Source organism: Pseudomonas bharatica CSV86 (assembly GCF_000319305.2).
GTDB lineage: Bacteria > Pseudomonadota > Gammaproteobacteria > Pseudomonadales > Pseudomonadaceae > Aquipseudomonas > Aquipseudomonas bharatica.
The window spans coordinates 1000931-1018358 of record NZ_AMWJ02000002.1 but is presented as its reverse complement, the minus strand read 5'-3'; the positions used below and the strand labels follow the sequence as shown (position 1 = coordinate 1018358).

Annotated in this window: 13 protein-coding genes and 7 pseudogenes; 2 read left to right on the top strand and 18 right to left on the bottom strand. The window is 56.4% G+C overall.

The window, feature by feature from the left end; genetic code table 11:
- From CSV86_RS18445 to CSV86_RS18400, 10 genes and pseudogenes are all read right to left on the bottom strand, one after another.
- A complete protein-coding gene (locus CSV86_RS18445) occupies positions 1 to 1470 on the bottom strand; it encodes a UvrD-helicase domain-containing protein (RefSeq protein WP_009402028.1) in 1470 nt (489 codons plus the stop codon).
- Between the two features lie 11 nt (positions 1471 to 1481).
- Positions 1482 to 2231, bottom strand: coding sequence for a TIGR03747 family integrating conjugative element membrane protein (locus CSV86_RS18440; RefSeq protein WP_009402026.1), 750 nt, complete (start codon positions 2229 to 2231; stop codon positions 1482 to 1484).
- A gap of 10 nt (positions 2232 to 2241) precedes the next feature.
- A pseudogene (traD, locus tag CSV86_RS18435) lies at positions 2242 to 4456 on the bottom strand (type IV conjugative transfer system coupling protein TraD).
- Between the two features lies 1 nt (position 4457).
- Positions 4458 to 4706: a hypothetical protein gene (locus CSV86_RS18430; RefSeq protein ID WP_060500124.1), complete on the bottom strand. Its 249-nt coding sequence runs from the start codon at positions 4704 to 4706 to the stop codon at positions 4458 to 4460.
- A gap of 8 nt (positions 4707 to 4714) precedes the next feature.
- Positions 4715 to 5244 (bottom strand): annotated as a pseudogene (locus tag CSV86_RS18425) (integrating conjugative element protein).
- Positions 5241 to 5801, bottom strand: coding sequence for a lysozyme family protein (locus CSV86_RS18420; protein ID WP_031324278.1), 561 nt, complete (start codon positions 5799 to 5801; stop codon positions 5241 to 5243). The pseudogene CSV86_RS18425 and the gene CSV86_RS18420 overlap by 4 nt, the downstream one beginning before the upstream one ends.
- Complete coding sequence (locus tag CSV86_RS18415) at positions 5786 to 6544, bottom strand: TIGR03759 family integrating conjugative element protein (RefSeq protein ID WP_009402009.1); 759 nt, start codon at positions 6542 to 6544, stop codon at positions 5786 to 5788. The genes CSV86_RS18420 and CSV86_RS18415 overlap by 16 nt, the downstream gene beginning before the upstream one ends.
- Before the next feature lie 10 nt (positions 6545 to 6554).
- Positions 6555 to 7253: a hypothetical protein gene (locus CSV86_RS18410; protein ID WP_009402007.1), complete on the bottom strand. Its 699-nt coding sequence runs from the start codon at positions 7251 to 7253 to the stop codon at positions 6555 to 6557.
- A 935-nt stretch (positions 7254 to 8188) separates the two neighbouring features.
- A pseudogene (umuC, locus tag CSV86_RS18405) lies at positions 8189 to 9354 on the bottom strand (translesion error-prone DNA polymerase V subunit UmuC); the annotation flags it as partial.
- A gap of 451 nt (positions 9355 to 9805) precedes the next feature.
- On the bottom strand, positions 9806 to 10696 hold the full coding sequence (locus tag CSV86_RS18400) for a cation efflux transmembrane domain-containing protein (RefSeq protein ID WP_037060584.1): 891 nt from the start codon (positions 10694 to 10696) through the stop codon (positions 9806 to 9808).
- Between the two features lie 154 nt (positions 10697 to 10850).
- Between CSV86_RS18400 and CSV86_RS18395 the strand changes: the two are divergent.
- A pseudogene (locus CSV86_RS18395) lies at positions 10851 to 11338 on the top strand (hypothetical protein).
- A gap of 64 nt (positions 11339 to 11402) precedes the next feature.
- Here the strand turns inward: CSV86_RS18395 and CSV86_RS18390 are convergent.
- Positions 11403 to 11576 (bottom strand): annotated as a pseudogene (locus tag CSV86_RS18390) (transposase domain-containing protein); the annotation flags it as partial.
- Here CSV86_RS18390 and CSV86_RS33475 point away from each other — a divergent pair.
- Positions 11511 to 11657 carry a DUF4113 domain-containing protein gene (locus CSV86_RS33475; protein WP_336512780.1) on the top strand — a complete coding sequence of 49 codons (147 nt, stop codon included), beginning with the start codon at positions 11511 to 11513 and terminating at the stop codon, positions 11655 to 11657. The pseudogene CSV86_RS18390 and the gene CSV86_RS33475 sit on opposite strands and share 66 nt — an antisense overlap.
- 62 nt (positions 11658 to 11719) lie before the next feature.
- Here CSV86_RS33475 and CSV86_RS18385 read toward each other — a convergent pair.
- The 7 genes and pseudogenes from CSV86_RS18385 to CSV86_RS18360 form a co-directional block, all read right to left on the bottom strand.
- Positions 11720 to 12135: pseudogene (locus CSV86_RS18385) on the bottom strand (TetR family transcriptional regulator).
- Positions 12128 to 13498: a site-specific integrase gene (locus tag CSV86_RS32080; protein WP_240160535.1), complete on the bottom strand. Its 1371-nt coding sequence runs from the start codon at positions 13496 to 13498 to the stop codon at positions 12128 to 12130. The pseudogene CSV86_RS18385 and the gene CSV86_RS32080 overlap by 8 nt, the downstream one beginning before the upstream one ends.
- Positions 13499 to 13960: 462 nt before the next feature.
- On the bottom strand, positions 13961 to 14209 hold the full coding sequence (locus tag CSV86_RS32075) for a hypothetical protein (protein WP_240160534.1): 249 nt from the start codon (positions 14207 to 14209) through the stop codon (positions 13961 to 13963).
- 38 nt (positions 14210 to 14247) lie between these two features.
- The gene (locus CSV86_RS32070) at positions 14248 to 15171 is read right to left on the bottom strand and encodes a hypothetical protein (protein WP_240160533.1); all 924 of its coding nucleotides are present in this window, start codon (positions 15169 to 15171) and stop codon (positions 14248 to 14250) included.
- A 414-nt stretch (positions 15172 to 15585) separates the two neighbouring features.
- Positions 15586 to 16743, bottom strand: coding sequence for a tyrosine-type recombinase/integrase (locus CSV86_RS18370; protein ID WP_009400475.1), 1158 nt, complete (start codon positions 16741 to 16743; stop codon positions 15586 to 15588).
- A 107-nt stretch (positions 16744 to 16850) separates the two neighbouring features.
- Positions 16851 to 16976, bottom strand: a pseudogene (locus CSV86_RS18365) (Y-family DNA polymerase); the annotation flags it as partial.
- Complete coding sequence (locus CSV86_RS18360) at positions 16966 to 17394, bottom strand: LexA family protein (RefSeq protein ID WP_009399073.1); 429 nt, start codon at positions 17392 to 17394, stop codon at positions 16966 to 16968. The gene CSV86_RS18360 and the pseudogene CSV86_RS18365, both read right to left, overlap by 11 nt.
- Positions 17395 to 17428: the final 34 nt, after the last annotated feature.

Genomic DNA, 17428 nt, shown 5'->3' with positions numbered 1-17428 from the left:
TCAGCCGCGCGCTTGACGTGCCCCGGGGGCGAGCGCGTCGACGTAGCGTTCCATAATGGACAGCACCAGACTGTTGATCGCCAAGATCTTCATCGCTCGGGTAACGGCCACATACAGAAGGTTCAGCTCATCATCTCGTCGGCCTGGATCGATATCGGGTGAGAGCGGGTCTGACGTGAAGTCGTCGAAGAGCCCGACGAAATCCCACTCCAGGCCTTTCGACTTGTGGGCAGAGGTCAGGGTGATAGTTGCGTCAAGCTCCTTGTCCACCGTGCATGAGCGTAAAGCCAAGATTCGCTGGGGCAGATCCGGATACATGTTGATGATCTTGATCGAGCGGATCATCTCGCTGTCCTGGCTCACCTCGGCGATTTCTACGTACTGGGCATAGTCCCGGTAGTCACGGAGCAGTTTTTTGTTCTGGACCAGGTCGCGCTGCTGTCGACTGAAATAGAACAGGTCCTCGAGGTCGCGGACGGAGTAGCTGTCGATGCCGCCAACCCAATAGATCTTGGGTTTCTCGGTGACCAGGCACAGAGCGTTTTCAATCACCCCAATGACGGTCCGATGAATGTACGTCCTGTGCGGCAGTCCGACCGGCAGCGCTTTCTTCACCAATGTCTTCTCGCCCAGTCCCTGCAGCTTCCTGGTTTCTCCCTTGTAGGACAGGATGATGTTGGCGACATGGGCGACTGCCGGCCCAAACCTGAAGCTCTGGGTCAGGTAGTGCTTCTCAGCCCCGGCCATCCAGCTGGCATTGAGAGCATCTTCCGCCCCTCGAAAGCGATAGATCTGCTGATGACGATCGCCCACTGCCACCTTGCGAATGTTCTGAATGCGCACAATGTCTGCGATCACGGGGTTTACGTCCTGCCCCTCATCGAGCAGAACACAGTCGAAGCGCTGGCTCAGATCGGGTTTGCTCAACTGGTACAGCTTCAGGTAACCGTCATGAGTGATCTGCACCGCTGTGTCCTGCAGGTCAGTCATTCGCATCCAGATGCCCATCGCTGCTGCGAGCGCTTGCTTCAGGTAGCGCTCCTGGGCGGACGTAAGCATCGGCCGGTCACGGAACCGCGGAAAGTGGCAGCGTTCGATAAGATCGTCGGCGCTGGCCATGTAGTTGTTGAGGGTGGTCAGCACGTCTCTGACCAACTCCCAGTCCTGCGTATCGATCGCACGGGCAATGTCGGTCAGCCGCAAGTTGTTGGTCTGCTTATGGCTGAACTGTGTGCCATAGACGGCGTAGGCCAGGCCGTGTGCGGTTTTGTTCACCACGTTGCGCGGGAAGCGTCCCCGTGCGGCGATCTCCACCGACTTGTTGTAGCAGAGATAGAGAATCCGCAGTCGGGAGTGATGTTGAGCGTATCCCACCAGCGTGGTGGTCTTTCCACTGCCGGCGCCGGCCTGGATGAGGAGTTTCGGAGCCTCCGACTGGATGATCGGCGACTGTTCGTGGGTCCATTGCATCGTGCTCTTCCTCACAAATACTTCTTGAAGCTCGCGGCCGTGATGCTCACGGACACACCTAGCAGGGCGGCGCAGGGGAGCAGCACCAGCATGGGACTGATGCTGATCGGGAGTGCCAAGTAGAAGGTCCAGGGGAAAATAGCCAACGGCATGATCGTTGCGCGGGCCTTGTGATAGAGGTAGCTGGATTCGCGACCTGCGCCGAATTTGCGCAAATCTCGGCGCACTAGGCCGTCGACCAGGCCTGTGAGTGCGGCCATCGCAAAAAGCGGTACCGTCATCAGCAGCACGACCAGGCGGACGCAAAACACCAGAACGGTGAAGAGGGCCGCTAGGGCGTAGTTCTGTACAGTTGTGACGCTCTGCGCGGCCCAATAGCGCATGTCCAGCTCGTTGCGGGGACCGGCTTGAGCGATCGACTCCATGCCCTGAACCCAGCTAAGCATTCCGGTCTTAACGACCAGCCAATCATAAGCTTCGGTGACCAGCCAGGTCGCGGTACGCCCGGGCTCCTGGATGACAGCGCTATGGACCAGCCCCTTGGACAACCAGCTGACCTCGCTTACCAGCATTTGCTGACCGTGCCGCCATCCGGCCTCTGGCCAGAAGAAGTACAGGCATACCCAGTCGACCACGATGGCGAGGAACAGTGAGCTGAACATCACACCGATGAAGGTGACAGGGAACCAAAAGATCTTGCTGAACAGCGATTCCTGCCGCTCTTGCTGCTGTTCGGCCTTCTTTGAAACTTCATCTGCCATTGACTACACCTCAAGCTGCATCATCGGTGGCCACCTGGCGAAAATCTTCAATCAGGTCTTCGGGCAAAGCTGATTTCAGCTCTTGATAGCCAGGGGCTTCCCACCAGTCGCTCGAATGCGCCGCCGATCGCCGCATGCCGGCGGCCAAGTCCTGCAGGTTGCCGGGCATGACCTCATCTGGGTCGTTCGCGGGGAGCGGCATGCGGACCTTCCAGAGGTTCCCCCCTCAATGAGCGCGAAGGCCTGCCCTTTGGGAAGCCCGACCACGTGGGCTGGCTCAATCATCGGCACGCTCGCCAGTTGCACCTGGTCATGGGAGCTCGACGTGAATGCTGTTTTGCCATTGACCGAGTCGTTCGCACTGCTTGCCGGCGTACTGTTGTAGATTTGCACCTTCGGCAGCTGGTTGGTCAGCAGCTCGGCGGTCGCAGTTTCACGGACTCGTAGCATGAACAGGTTGTTGAAGTTACCGATCACTTGGCCGGCCTTTGCCTTCGAGCCAATCTTCGCCTCGATGTCGCTCATGGTCTGGGTGTAGGCGGTGACCTGCATGCCGGCGCCGCCGGCTTTGTTTACCATGGGGATGAATTCGTCCCCGATCAGTTCGTTGAACTCGTCAGCATGGAGGTTGATGCGAACCTTGCCACCGGCCATATGGCCGGGCAGACCATCATCGATGCCATGCTTGTAAATGTGCCCGGCGACTGAGACCAGATCGCTGAACATCGAGTTGCCCACCGCCGCAGCGACCTCAGTGTCGGACAGCGCATCGAGGCCGACGTATACGACCGCACGCTTCCGTATCACTTGCATCCAGTCAAAAATCGGTCGCTGGTCAGCGAGATCCAGGTAGTCGGGCGCGAGTAGTTCAGCGATACGACCGGTGGTGAGTTTCTCCAGAAGCGGCAGCAGGGACGCCACGATTTTGTCAAAGTAGGTCTTGTCGTAGCGCACGGCACTGCGCAGGCCATCCATGACGGAGTCGTTGATGCGTTTCTGGGTCAAGTACATGTCGATGGCCACGACGCGCAGCGGTCGGTCCTTCATGGCGAATGACAGGTTCTTCCGATCGATCTTGCCTTCAACTTCAACGATGGTTTGCCAAGCCTTCGGATCATGTTCCGCGAAGTACTTCTGTGCGTACTCGATGAACAGCTCGTCGATGTTGATGACGTGCCGGCGAATCTGCTCGTAGTCAGGGCGGCGGCCGAGTGCGACCAGCGACTGGGCAATGATGTTGACGAACCGCCAGGCGAACTCGCGGAACGCAGCAGAGTTTCCCTCGCCGGAGAGCTGGCCAGCGATACGTGTGGCCACCTCGCTGATCCGACCAAAGCGGCCGATGGCGTTGTAGCGCGCAGAAATGTCTGGCCAGCCCAGGTGAAACACATAAAACTCGTCGAGGCGGCCGGCGCGCTTGCATTCGATGTACATGCGTTTGAGCAGATCCGCATCACCTTTCGGATCGAAGACGATCACAACCTCGTGGTCGGCCTGTGCCTCTGCACGCTGGCGCCGGCTCCAGCGATGGAAGGTTTGGCTCCGGCGCCCCATACGGACTCGTGGCCCGCGTCGATGCGTTCGGCGAATGTCCTGCGTGATGAAAACTTCAGCCAGGCGAGTCTTGCCTACCCGTGTTGTCCCCAGCACCAATGTGTGGCCCACACGCTCACCTAGAGGCAAGCTGACATTCTGCTCATCAGGCTCGATCCCATGCAGTCTGGGTAGGCCACCCACGGGTGGCAGCGGCCTGGCGGGGTTCCAGTTCGAGTCCCAGCCAGTGACCTTGGTGATCAACTTCAGTGGGAAGGGAGCGAACTCCAGACGTTCTTCCAGCCAGCGCGCACGCATATAAAAGTTCGTCGGCTCGACGTAGACCGCGAACTGGGGAAGGTAGGTGTCGGCCAGGCGTTGCGTGTGCTTCTGTGTCCACCGGAATCCGCGGCCGATGAACAGGCGCTCGTTGCTGATCGGCATTTCAGCGCTGGTCATGGTGTAGTGGGGAAGCCGCCGTAAATTCGCCTGGTAGCGTAGGACCCTCCGCGCCTGCAGGAGCCGAATGGTGCCCAGGTAGATAAAGCCCAGGGCGGCGACAATCCCGAACAGCGGTGTCAGGGCAAAAGCCCAGGGTGCGCCAATGCAGAGTGCAGCCGCTACATAGCAGACGGCAGTGGTGAATAGTTCTACCGGGGGCGGAGCAGAGATTCAAGGGTATATGTCGCCATCTCACGTCCTCGAGGTGTAGGTCAGGGCGTCGGCTTCAGCTCGTGCTGCCTCGACCTGGTCCGGAGTCAGCCGTTCGGCCAGGCGCTGGGCGAATGCGTGTTCGTTGAACTCGGAGATCCCGGTTAAGCGCGCACCGTAGAGCTCGCTCACGTGGCGGACCTGCTCGATCATTTGCTCGCGGCCGGGTCGGTGCAGGGGATGGCTGATGATCAGCGTGAACACCGGCGATACAGGTCGTGTTGGGCGCATACCGGGTCTCACTGCTGAAGGGTTGTGGCTGTGATCAGCACCGGGTAGTGCTGCAGCCCCAAGCGACCAGCAATATCGCTGGCAGGAACGGGCATCACTTGCAACCCGGGAGCCCAGCGGCGGATCTCTTGCAGTCGTGCTGCGTTGCCGACATTCACGGCGAGTCCCACCGCCTGCAGGCCTTGAAGTGCCGGCAGTTTCTGCTTGAGCCAGGCCTGCGACATTTGATCATCCCCGACGATGAACATCGGCTGCAGACCAGCTGCATTGATGACCCGTCCCTGTACTGGGCCCGGACTCAGTTCTGGAGTCAACACCGGGAACGCCCCACCAGCCCGGACACCAGTCACAACCGGGGAGCGTGCGCAGGCTCGGGGTCAATGTCCTGGTAGTAGGGCAATGCGGATGCTCCGCCGCGGTCCTCCACTACTGTGAGCACCGCTTGCTGGTCAGCACTGGAGGGTAGGGCCAGGCTGGTCACTATCGCGAACGCCAGGGCTTGCAAGACGTGTGACCGCCAAGCGTGGGGATATGTCATGGGGTCCGTACCTCGAAATTGATGCCGGTGACCCGGCTGAGATGTTTCGCGAAGTAGCCACGGTACTTTGCCGCCGGCGCGCCGCCGGCCGGGCGGTGATACCGCCCGGCAGCATCGATCCAGGTTCCCCCCTTGGCCTTTTGCTCAGCCAGGATCTGGGCGGTCACCGCCAAGTTCTTGTAGGGGTCCAGGCCTTCGCAGGGAAAGCTGTAGCGATGCCCGTTCGAGCGAATATTGGTTTGCCCCAGTCCCACGTCGACTCGAGCGGGCCCAGCGGTCGCAATTGCGACCAATAGCGCTCGGCAAGCATCTGCGCGGGTGGCGAAGCGATAGCCGGTGCCCGCGACATTCAACGTCCACGGCCAGGGCACAAGCTGACCCCGAAGGCGGGTGCCGCTCTCCTGCAGCGCCACGGAATAGAGCACGACCGGTGGGACCCCGTGCCTGATGGCGATCGCCTTGTAAGCTGGTGGCGGATCTTCCACGCCCCACGCATTGCCGGCGAACAGTAGCACCGGCAGCAGGCAGAGCTGCCACCAACTCATTGACGGCGCCATGATCCGTTCACCTGCGTCACGGCCGCTGGCAGCGAGCCGCCGAGACCGAGGCGAATCCAACGGCCCTGGTCATGATTGAGTGTGATCAGTCGGCTTTTAACGCTGGACGGATCAACACCCGCGAGGATGGCCCAGCGGCGAATCCGTTCATCGTCGTTCTGGCTGCCGACGAAATAGAGGTCAAATGGCGTCTGGGACGCCTGCAGGCGTTTGACCTGGTCGATGCAGGGCAGGCAGTCGTCTTTGACGAAGAGTGCCATTCGCCCGTTACCTTCCAGAGCTGGGCCGCTCCCGGACCCGGACTGGGCCGAAGGGGAGGCCGAAATCTCAATGGCATTGATGCCCGGGAACAGACGCTGGTACGCCTCATCGTAGGCTCGCTGGTAGGCGAGCTCCCTGTCGACTCGTTGACGCTCTGCCTGAACCTGGAGCTCGGCAAACCGGCGCCGCTCACTATCCGATCGAGCTTCGATTCCGAGTGCAGTTAGCGGGTCAAGCCCCGGCGAATACACTCCCCGAGGCCCTTGCATCACCTCTTGATATCGCTCGTATTCCTTGGAGGTCAGGCCCCACTCCTGCGCTGCTTTATCATGAAGCTTGTCCTGCGACAGGATGCTTTCGCTGGTGAGCTGTTGAACACTGGAGGCCGCTCCTCCTGCAGCGGAAGGAAGCGGCGCGGCCTCAATGCCCGCAGCAGTAAATGCGCAGGCGCAGGCGATGGCTCGAACGATCGGTAGATTCATGATGCTTTTCTCATGGCTGGATGCTCAGGGTTCGGGTTGTGCCGCCGGCGTCGAAGGTTGCAGTTCGTTCATCTACAGCCTTGAGTCGCCAGGTGCTGCCACTGACCACTTCGCCTGGCCGAAGCAGGTAGATCTGGCTCAGTCGCGTGCTACCGGTGGGGGCAACAGACAGAAAGCGCTCGCCGCCTCGGTATTCGAGACCGACCATCTGAAATGGCGGAGGCTCTTGCGGGATGGGCGTGGCTTTAACCGGTGCGGGCTTCGCCTTCGGTTTGGAAGTGGAGGCCTTAGGAGCTGGTGCAGTTGCCTGGGCCTGAGGCCTGCTCATTTTCTGCAGTTTGCTGTCAAGCGACTCAAGGTCGGCTTTCAGTACCAGGAGATCGCCCGCAGTCGCGGATGAGCGAGTGGCTTCAACTGCAGCATCGTGGGCCTGCTTTGCCGTGGCTTGCACAGCATCGATCCGGCTCGAGAGTGCTTGCTGGCTAACACGGAAGTCTTCCATCGTGACCAGGGGTTTGCCTGACACACTGTCGAGACGATCGTCGATCGCGCTCACCCTGTTCTGAAGTGCGTCGATGGAAATTTTCTCTGCTGCTCCGTTCACAGCGCGAGACAGGGTCGACAGCTGGTATTGCTGGAACGCGATGATGCCGCCCAGGATGAGCAGTCCTGCGGCGATGGGCAGATATTTTCGGATCGGCAGTTTCATGGGTGTCCTCTCGAAGCCGAGTACACCCTCGCGCAACCATGATGCTGTTTCAGCAGAAAATACTTAGCCCGACCGCGTGGAATTTATTGATCGATGCCGAAGGGCCCGCCATCTGCTGGTGAGCGCCGCGACTGAAAACCCACTCTTGCAGCCCGGGTCGCTCAGGACGAGCGTGCTGGACAAACGGCTTCTTCGGCTGACGGCCAGTGAACGATTGCCCCGAATGTTTAGAACCTGCCATCTGTGGGTTACACTGGATTCACTTTCCAGCAGACAAAAAAAAACCGCCTTTAGGGGAGGCGGTTTTTGTGCAATCCAGATTAGGGGTCTGAATTGCGAGTCCTCACAGGGACCATCAACGTGCGTTCAGTTTACGTTCGTAAATTACGATTTGCAAATGGTGGTGGTCCGATCGGGATTGCGTTTTGGCATGCGACGAACCTAGCGGCCGTTTTCGGTGGCCTGAGAACCGACCCGCTTTTCGCGCTGGCTGAAGCTGACTGCTTCCGGCCATGATCGCACAATGCCAGATTTGCAGCTATTATGGCGCTGCCTGCACTCACGTTGCCCGAAGCAGGTGGCCAGTTACGCAACAGTTTCATCCCCCAGACGCGGCGTAGGAACCCGCGCCAGATGACCATCCGGGGGTTCTCAACCGGCCACCTCACAGGGACCATCAACGGTAACTCGAAGGCGCTATGTGTTCTGGAAAAAGCGCTGGAGGTTCGGCCTTGCCTACTTAGGAGGCCGAAATGTCTAAATTTGGACGTTTGTGGGACCTCGTTTGGAATGGTTACAGAGCTTTCAAGCTGTACGAGTTCCTGCGGGACCATTATGAAGACTGGTTCTAATTAATGGGGAAGCCCCGTTCTGGTTCGCCAGGGCGGGGCTTTTTGCATTAGCACAGAGCATGGCCAATGCCTGGCGCGCCACCCTCATCTGCAGTAAACCCGCCATAGCTGATCTAACCGGGTCGTAAACGACTGACTCAGCAGTTCCCGACGCATACCCCACTCAGGGCTTCTTGGAACGTTGGCAGATCTCAGTGTGCCTTTGCCGTACCGCTGGTTTATGCCATCCATTACCGACATCAGGCGATCGCAGGCAACTGGTTGCGTTGCCGCGAAGAGATCGTCAGTGAACTCACCCGGTTGCCGTAGATCGAGCAGTAGAACCTCGGCCTTGCTGTAGCGGTAACCGTCCTGGTAGACCTTCTCCACAGCCTCAGTCGCCGCCCGCGTGAGCAATAGGGTATCGTTCGTGGGGTAAGGCAGCTCAACCAGCGCCCCTTTCGCCAAATGCAGTTCGTTGGGATTGAACATGCCGGTGCGGATCGACACTCGCATGCGTTTGCACACCGATCCTTGGGCCCGCAGCTTCTCGGCTGCTCGTGCTGCATAGGTGGCCACCGCCTGCTTGATTGGCGTCAGTTCTGTCATTCTCTTGCCGAACATCCGGCTGCAGCAGATTTCCTGCTTCGGGGGGCAGCCTCATCCAGTTCGAGGCATGGCGTGCCGGCGAGCTCACGCGCGGTCCTCTCCACCATCACACTGAATTTCTCGCGCAACATTCGGGGGTCTGCCTTGGCCAGATCCATCGCTGTACGGATACCCAGAGCCTCTAAGTGCACCGTCATCTTCCTGCCGATGCCCCACACCTCTTTCACCTCGGTGTTACGCAGTACCCAATCGCGCTTGAAGTCATCGGTGATGTCGACCACTCCACCCGTGTGCACCTGCAATCGCTTCGCAGTGTGGTTGGCGAGCTTCGCCAGGGTCTTCGTGCGAGCGATCCCGACTCCGACCGGGATGCCGGTACAACGCAGCACCTTGGCACGCACATCATGGCCGAGCTGAGTAAGGCTCCCTGGCACGCCCGTGAGGTCGGCGAAACATTCGTCGATGGAATAGACCTCGGCCGCCGGCACCATTGCCTCGATCAGCGACATAACGCGCTCACTCATGTCTCCGTACAGCGCGTAGTTCGACGAGAACGCCACGATGCCGTGACGACGGAGTTTTTCCCGACATTGGAAGTATGGTTCGCCCATTTTCACGTACGGCTTGGCGTCGTATGACCTGGCGATCACACAGCCATCGTTGTATCTGAATGACTCTAACAGTTAGTAGATTGTAACATACTGTTTTATAAGCATTTTACCAGACTAACAATTTTTCAATTTTTCGAGGCCTCTTGAAACCCTTCACGACCACTGTTCGAACGCCAACGTAACCATCGTCATCCCAGCAGGTCATGCGTACAGTCGCCCGCAAGCTGGCAAGGCCGATCTGATTGAGGTGGCAGAAAAGAGCGTTTGCTCACGGTAAGTGGGCACCCTCGTGCCGACGTGCAGAAATCAGCCGGACGCATACATCTAGCTAGGCGAACGGGGCATCACGCCTTGCCGGGGAGCCCAGCTGTGCAGCAACAGCTGGCTTTCCGGGTTGGCAAGCGCGTGAGCACGTCCTTTAGGTAGATCGAAAAAAGAAAGATTAATTTCCTCCCGGTTAAACCTCCACGTTGCTTAATGGGCGGAGGTTTGAGCATGATCATCAAGCCTTCATGGCAAGAATTCGCCGACCACCGTTGAGGACAAGCAGCCCGACAGCAAAACCAATGGCAAGGTCGGGATAAGGCGAACCCGTAAGCATCACCAGTAAGCCAGCAACAATAACCCCTAGGTTGGCCAATACATCGTTTGCTGAGAATATCCAGCTTGCTCGCATGTGAGCGCCACCATTCCGGTGTTTTGATATCAAGAGCAAACAGCCAACATTGGCCACAAGGGCGACCAGGCCAACCCCCATCATCAGCAATGACTCGGGTTCGCTGCCGAAAATAAATCTGCGCACAACTTCCAGTAAAACGCCTAACGCGAGCGCTATTTGTAGAAAGCCCGACAGATGTGCGGCCTTAAGCTGTAGACCCTTGCTCCGTCCAGCGGCATAGAAGGCAAGGCCATAAACAGCGGCATCGGCGAACATATCCAGCGAATCCGCAATCAACCCTGTGGACTCAGCAATAACCCCAAGAACCAGCTCGGCTACAAACATAAGAGCGTTGATACCCAGCAAGGCTTTAAGCACTCTGGACTCGTCTAGAGCCTCCTGGGCGTCAGCCTGCCCTCTCTCCGCGACCTCGCTTGGTGCGCAAGCCCGCGTACCTATCAGGGTCGAGCCAAGGCCCAAGGAATCGAGCTTGTTAGCGTGCAGATCTATCGCCCCCGAGTGATAGACGTGAACGCGCCGTTGACTGAGATCGAAGGATAACGACTCGATACCTTCCAGCCCCTCCAAAGCCAAGCGAATCATGCGCTCTTCAGAGGGACAGTCCATCTTGGGTACAGAAAACTCACTGACCCACGCAGCCCCATTGCTTGGGGTGGACACCTCATTCGACGGCGCAACGCTATTCGCACAACCACAAGCTTTGTCACCACTCATCCCGTTCACCTCCTAACAAGTAGGCAGCCTGAATACACCCTGTAGCAGGTACAGGGTCAACCATTGATCCCAGTCAGGCTATGCCCAAAATTGAGGTCTATATTGGAAAGTAGTGATTCACCCTCGATCAATCACCAGCTACAAGGAGCAGAAGATGAAAGCATCCCAACTCGCCGCCGTCGCTTTGGCGGCAGCGCTTTTCCCCGCATTAGCCTCCGCGCAGCAGGACTCAACCGCTGCTAAATCGGCCCAACAGCAACCGATAAGCGTTGAGCAATTCGACCAAGAGATGGCAAAGGCACAAGAAAATCTCAAAAAAATGCAGGAGCAAATGAGCCAAATTCAGAAGTCCACCGACCCCGCTCAGCGCCAGAAGCTGATGCAAGAGCACCAAGCCATGATGCAACAAGGCATGCAGATGATGAATGGGATGCAGGGTAACGGGATGATGGGGTGTTGCGGGGCGGCATGATGGGCGGCCATATGATGGGCTGGGGCCAAATGGGCAGTCACTACTCCCAGATGACGCCTGAGCAGATGAAGCAGCATCAATACATGATGGATAGGTACATGGGCATGCAGCAGATGATGATGGATCAGATGATGCAGCATCAGCAACACATGGGCATACCGCCTCGCTAAGCCCTCACGTCCACTCCACGGGGGAGCATCCTATTCCGCACTGTTAAGCGTCTGCCCAACTCACCTAGCATGGGTTAGGCAGGCCCCACCGATGCGGCAGCAGCTGCTCGATCTCACTCGCCCGCTGCGTCGGCAACCGCGTGCGCACATCTTTCAAGTAGGCATACGGTTCATGCCCATTCATCCGCACCGACTGGATCAAGCTCATGATTGCCGCCGCCCGCTTACGGTCATGCAGGTGATGGATCAAGTCAACTCGAAATGGGGCCGTGGAACCCTGCGGCCAGGCCGTTGCCTGTTACCCCGAAGTGGAACATGAAGCGAGCCCCAGCTATACAACCCGGATCGATCAGCTATGGATGGTGAAATAAGCCCCTGGGGCTACTTAGCCCCAGGCTTCGGTGCAAGCGTAACTACCTTACCTTGGGCAACGCCATCCAACTGGGCCAGCTCAATCATGAGGCGCTGGTTCACCGACGCGAGCCTGGCTAGCTCCTCAAGAAGCAGGCTGTTCTCCCCCGGAGCGCCTTGTTCAGTTCTTTCTCCTTCATCAGTGCTTGATGCTTGGAGTCACGCTGGGCGCGCACCGACTTGCCCATAAGGTTGCGAATACGTTCCGCCACCGCAGGGTAGGTATTATGGATAAGACCCGGCGTGACTCCTGCGGCCCTGGCAACTGAGGAGATGCTGAGCTTTTGGTTGCCCTCGACCATGCCATCGATGACCTTGTCGAGTGCATCGGCTGTCTTTGGCCGAGATCGCCCAGTGGAGCGAGGCTCCGTCGCTTGCTTAGCCATTCACAGCCCCTTCTTGCTCGTCGCCATCAGGGGATAGGCCTAGGCTGTTGATAACATCGAGCGCGACCTTCAAATCACGCTCGGCGCGCTGTCTTACTGCTGGGCCTGCATCCTCAATTTTCATCAACTCCCGCTGTTGCGAGTAGATAGCATGCCAAGTGCCGGCGAATGTCTCATCAATCACCGAATGCTTGCACCCAGGGCACCGTGTCGCCTCGTATAAGCCCGCACCTCCGCATCCGCGCTCTGTGGCAATGCACCAGCCATGGCCAGTCGCCCGAATATTCGCATGAGGCGCAGTTTGGGCCAGTAGAGCGGCCCTGTTCTTGACCGGAATAGCCCGCAACTCAACGATCCTCTCTCCTGCGCCTCCGGCCAATGGCTGATCGTCGAGCCAAGATTCAATCAGGTCGATTTTGAATTCGGTCATTTGCTGGAGGATCTCATCGAACAACGTGAGATCCTGAAGGGGGTTGGAGGCATAGAGCTGAGTCATGCTCATACTGCTGTGTTTGAACTGCCACTTGAGGAATACAAGCGAAGCACGCCCCATACGAGACTCTACAAAGCACCGGGCATAGGTGCGACGGCACTGGTGAGTCCGCAATGGCCAATCACTTCCAGCGGCTTTTGCGAGTCGCTTGAAGGCCTCATTGGAACCTGCGGCGCTGAGCACTTCGATGTGTCCAACGCGCTCGGTTTTGTTGCCGCTTCCATTCAAGCAGAGGAACAGTCTCTTCGAGTCTTTTCTGGCCTTCTCCAATCGAAGCAAAAGATCAGCGGAGTCAGTTAAATTGGGCGACAGTTCAAGGTCGCTCAACTCCGCCTCAAGCTCTCTTCTCATTGGGGTTGAGCACACGGCAAAGAGATTTAACGCATCCAGCGTAAGCTCAGGGACAAGATATTCGACTCGCCCCTTTCCTGTTTTATGCTCGGTCGTGATTACCCAGCAGTAAGTAACACCATCCACCACCTCTTTTCGCCATGCGCCGACTTCAATTCCGATGACTTCTTCGTTACGCATGCCGCTGGTAATTGACGCGATGTACAAGACAGCATCACGACAATTAATCATTTTGGGGCTGCGGCGAGTAAAAGTGTCAATGCCGGTGACCATCAAATCTTCTTTCGCCTCATGGACGACCTGCTCGCAGTAATTAAATATCTTCGCCTGATCGTCTGGCGGAATTATATCCGTCCTACCGGTGTTCTTATTAGCAGCTGAACTTCCCCTTGTTTCTCCAATTCCGCTAACTCGCCACAGGGACGACTCTCCCCATGGAAAATACTGAAGAGGGGAAATGGTTTCGACAGAGAATATCCATAAAAAATCAATTATCCGCAGTCTGGAATAAAGAGGCATCGGCCTCAATGATTCTGACTTGCAATGATGTATGTAGTTGCTGATATGTATAGGCCGAACATCGGAAAACCGTTCAATTCCCAAGCCACTAAGCCAACGAATGAACGGAATTACGCTGGCGCTGACGAGAGTTGTGATCCCCTGGCGACAGGTGGCTTTGACCCTGGGAGCCCTCTCTTGAACCATGCATACGCGACTGCCTTGCAGTCATCAATCATCTCAGGTGGGAGATTAAAGTCCCAACTGACATACTTGTGCCCCTCACTTACGTTAGATTGATCAAAGAATGGCCGAAGATCCCACCGAGCATCACCAAATCTGCTTAATACAAAAGTTTCGCCATGATCATTAACAATCGCACTAACAACTATCGCATCTCGCTCAGCCTTGCTGAGGCCCGAGGCTGTTACAGGTTGCGCGAACAGTACATCATAGGCCTTGAGAGCTGCCTTGGAGTTCCTATTAGCCGACAAGATCGCCCCCTCGAATTTTCCGCATAAACTCAATCTTGCATCCCCAGAACGGATGAGGGGACATTTTCGCTTTGGCTTTAGCCGCCTCGATCAGTTCAATATTAAATTTTCTCGACGTAAACTCGTCAATGAGCCTGATGAAATCGCCTTGGCGTTTACGCCATCCCGCCCACTCATCCGTTAAAAAATACTCCATCTCCGCGCGCAGAAACTGCTGATAGCTGAACAGTCGATACAAGTCATCAAGAGTACCGACAATTGCGTAACTAGGACATGTCAAGCAATGAATGAACTCGGAACAATGGGTGACACCATCTTTGGGCGCCAGGCTTCCATAGAGGCTATCTTTACAGCCTCCTGGGGGTGTCGGTGTGACATTGATGCCACGCAGCTGATCGGTGAAAGCCGATCCGACGAAGATCGCCCCTCAACCCTGATCTCGTCATTTATCTTCAAATAATGGTTATCAGCGACGCTAGGGGACTGGCCCATCACGGCGGACACTTCCAGTAGGTCGCCGCCGCTGAGCTTCCAAAGCCTACTTTCCATAGTCTTTCGAAGACGACTGAGATTAACGATCAGCGGCTTGCCCTGATCATCCTTCAAAGAGTGCCTCGCACAAATACTCTTCGTTGATTGAAATAACGTGCTGGAAGCAAGCGCGACTATCTTATGACCATGCCCATTCTGTCCGGATCTATATAGCCAAACATGCGACTTAATATTCTCAGGTGCAAACTCAACCAGTGGTTCAGAAATTGACAAAGCCTTATTTACAACAGCAACCCCATCTAAAGGAATTGAGTTGTATTCGTCATGCAGTCCCGTCTGTCGAATGGTTTTGCTCTGAGCACCCTTTCCGCGTCTTTTTACGGTGTTCAAAAGTCGAAGATTAGGGATGAATGGGTGTGACTGGAGCGCATCTCTAGACATTTCCAAGAGCGGCGTAGTGTTAATGCCAGATCTGGCGGCTGTAATCAGTAACAAGACCGTCATTGCTTCAGCGTCATTCCCAGGGAATAACCCCTTATGAATAGCTATTAAGTCTGATTTTAGTGCAGTTATAAGACTCTGCATTTCCGAGAGGCTGAGCGGCTTCGCGTCATTGGTGGATTTCGCGTTATTCGGGAAAGGAACAACTGGAAGAAAATTATCTTTGTCTGCCTCAATGAATCCGTATTCAATTAGACTGATGATCAATGACCTCAGTGAAGTGTAATAGTTCTTTGCAGTTGACCCGTTTGGATATTTTAGCTTCAACCAAGAAACATATCGATCAAGATGCCGTCTAGTTAGGCTGTTGGGGATGACGGTGGTGAATCAATCGCTCCGCTTTTCAAGAAGGCCATGAAATATCGAAGGCCATAGCTAGAGTACCCTACAAGAGTAGCCAGAGAGAAGTTCCCTCCATTGACCAGCGCCCTGATTACATGAGTGCTCTGAATGGCCCATGCGTCAAAGCCAAGCCCAATGTACTGAGTGTGATCAATCTTAGTTACATTCCGAGGATTTTTCGGGAGATCGATTACAAGCTCATTCTCTACGGTCTCGAATCCTTTAGTGACCGAATGCATCTCGGCCTTATAGTTTTTCTTTCGAGCCAACAGTAGTACCTCAGGCGCTTGGAGTAGAGCCGGCCATAAACATCATGTCTATCTCATCCTCATGGGCAAGAACAGACTGAGCCTCTAGCTGATTAATTAGATGCAGATACACCATTGTTGTTTGAATGTCGGAGTGCCCCATTCTGTCTCGGACATAGAGTAACGGCTCGCCTTTAAAATCTCGGCTTTTTCGCAATGCAAGAAGGGTATAAGTTCCATAGGTATGGCGAAGCATATGGGCCCTAACATAAAAGCCGCACTTGCGCTCATACGCTTTCATCACGTCGACGATAGAGTCTTTCGCGTATTGCCGCCCCTCCTTGGTCAGCACCAAGGCCGTGGTGCGTCCGTTGCCGGTCGCTTTCCGTACTTCGCGCTTATGAAGCGTGTACGACCACATTTCCTCCATCAGCGACCAAGGCACGTCGATTGTCCTCGGACGGTTGTACTTGAGATGCATGTCCGATGGTTCAAGAGCCACGCTGATCATTTGCCCAAGACGTAGGCCCTTCTTCAGCCGAGGATTAAAGATGTACTTGAGAGGGAAAGTGCGAGCCTCGCAGGAGCGAAGGCCAGTACGAACCATTAGATGGAACAAGATCCGGTGACTCGGATCTGCATCAAGGGCGAGGCAAACCTTTGCCTGATCTTTGGTCAGGAATTTGGTCAATCGCTTACGCTCTCGCACCATCACTGAGGGTTTGGTACTCGCGGCGTTAGGACGCGCTACGTGACTGAGAAAGCCAGAGTGCGGAGTCGCTCTGACCCTTCGCTCGCCAAAGGGTAGAACTGCGATCAGATCACGCTGCTTGGCCCATTGGTAGAACCTCACAATTAGGTTCAGTCGCTTATTCAGTGTGCTGGGATCTAGCTCCAGCTCACCGCTCGACCAGTCTCTATATCGCGACAGGACGCTCAGGCCATCTGCCTGACTCTCCTCATTCCAGGCCAGGCCATTAGCCTCCAGGAAGGCGAAGTAGTCGAACAGACGACGACCATAGGCCTCCCACGTCAGAACACTGAGTGCCTCACCTGACTCGACTAGAATGTGCCATAGGAATGATTGAGCCGGTTCCACAGGCCAGCCATCTGAACCAACCAAGAGCGGGAAACCTTCGAAGGATCGACCGGCTACCGTCAGGTCTTTTGTCGCGAGCACTAACCTCATTCCACAGCCTTCAAGCCTCTATTAGTGATCTCCCATCAAGAGCCGGGACAAACCTCGATCAGGGGGGGCGGACTGTAATGGATTAGCTAACAGTTGGCACCCTTCAGATCGTTGTTGCTCAGCACCACGATGGGGGTTTTGGCCAGATCCGGCCGGAACACTCGCTCACAGCTCGCGTAGAACGAGTTGCAGTCAATCAGCGCGAACACCTGGCCCACCTGGTCACTGGGCATGGTCGCGCACGCTGTAGCGAACAACACCCCAGATGACCAGGTCGTCGCCTTCCATCACGTGCCGCGGTGGGTAGGCTGGATTCTCCGATTGCAGGATCAACACGCCGGCGCGCCGATACAGGCGCTTGCAAACGGGCTCAGTGTTGATCGCGGCGATCACGATGTCGCCGTGCTCTGCCTCTGTGCTGCGGTCTACGATGAGAAGATCGCCTGAGAAAATACCGGCGCCCTGCATGCTGTCGCCCTCCACCTGCACCAAGTACATGTGAGGGGCACGCAGGTCGAACAGTTCGTCGAGGGAGATATGGCGCTCCAGGTGATCGGCCGCCGGCGAAGGGAATCCGGCCGGTACACGGAACGAGTACACCGGTAGCTGCGTAGGGCCGCCCGTCGGCGCGCCCAGGAAGGTGATATTCATGGCAGATCAACTCAAATGAATGGCTGTATACTTA

Bases quoted from the DNA above. Each gene is read 5' to 3' on its own strand.
- CSV86_RS18440 (WP_009402026.1), bottom strand. From the start codon at position 2,231: ATGGCAGATGAAGTTTCAAAGAAGGCCGAACAGCAGCAAGAGCGGCAG.
- CSV86_RS18370 (WP_009400475.1), bottom strand. From the start codon at position 16,743: ATGAGGTTAGTGCTCGCGACAAAAGACCTGACGGTAGCCGGTCGATCC.
- CSV86_RS32080 (WP_240160535.1), bottom strand. From the start codon at position 13,498: ATGCCTCTTTATTCCAGACTGCGGATAATTGATTTTTTATGGATATTC.
- CSV86_RS18400 (WP_037060584.1), bottom strand. From the start codon at position 10,696: ATGAGTGGTGACAAAGCTTGTGGTTGTGCGAATAGCGTTGCGCCGTCG.
- CSV86_RS18445 (WP_009402028.1), bottom strand. From the start codon at position 1,470: ATGCAATGGACCCACGAACAGTCGCCGATCATCCAGTCGGAGGCTCCG.
- CSV86_RS18430 (WP_060500124.1), bottom strand. From the start codon at position 4,706: ATGCGCCCAACACGACCTGTATCGCCGGTGTTCACGCTGATCATCAGC.
- CSV86_RS18420 (WP_031324278.1), bottom strand. From the start codon at position 5,801: ATGGCGCCGTCAATGAGTTGGTGGCAGCTCTGCCTGCTGCCGGTGCTA.
- CSV86_RS18360 (WP_009399073.1), bottom strand. From the start codon at position 17,394: ATGAATATCACCTTCCTGGGCGCGCCGACGGGCGGCCCTACGCAGCTA.
- CSV86_RS18415 (WP_009402009.1), bottom strand. From the start codon at position 6,544: ATGAATCTACCGATCGTTCGAGCCATCGCCTGCGCCTGCGCATTTACT.
- CSV86_RS18410 (WP_009402007.1), bottom strand. From the start codon at position 7,253: ATGAAACTGCCGATCCGAAAATATCTGCCCATCGCCGCAGGACTGCTC.
- CSV86_RS33475 (WP_336512780.1), top strand. From the start codon at position 11,511: ATGCCCATTCATCCGCACCGACTGGATCAAGCTCATGATTGCCGCCGC.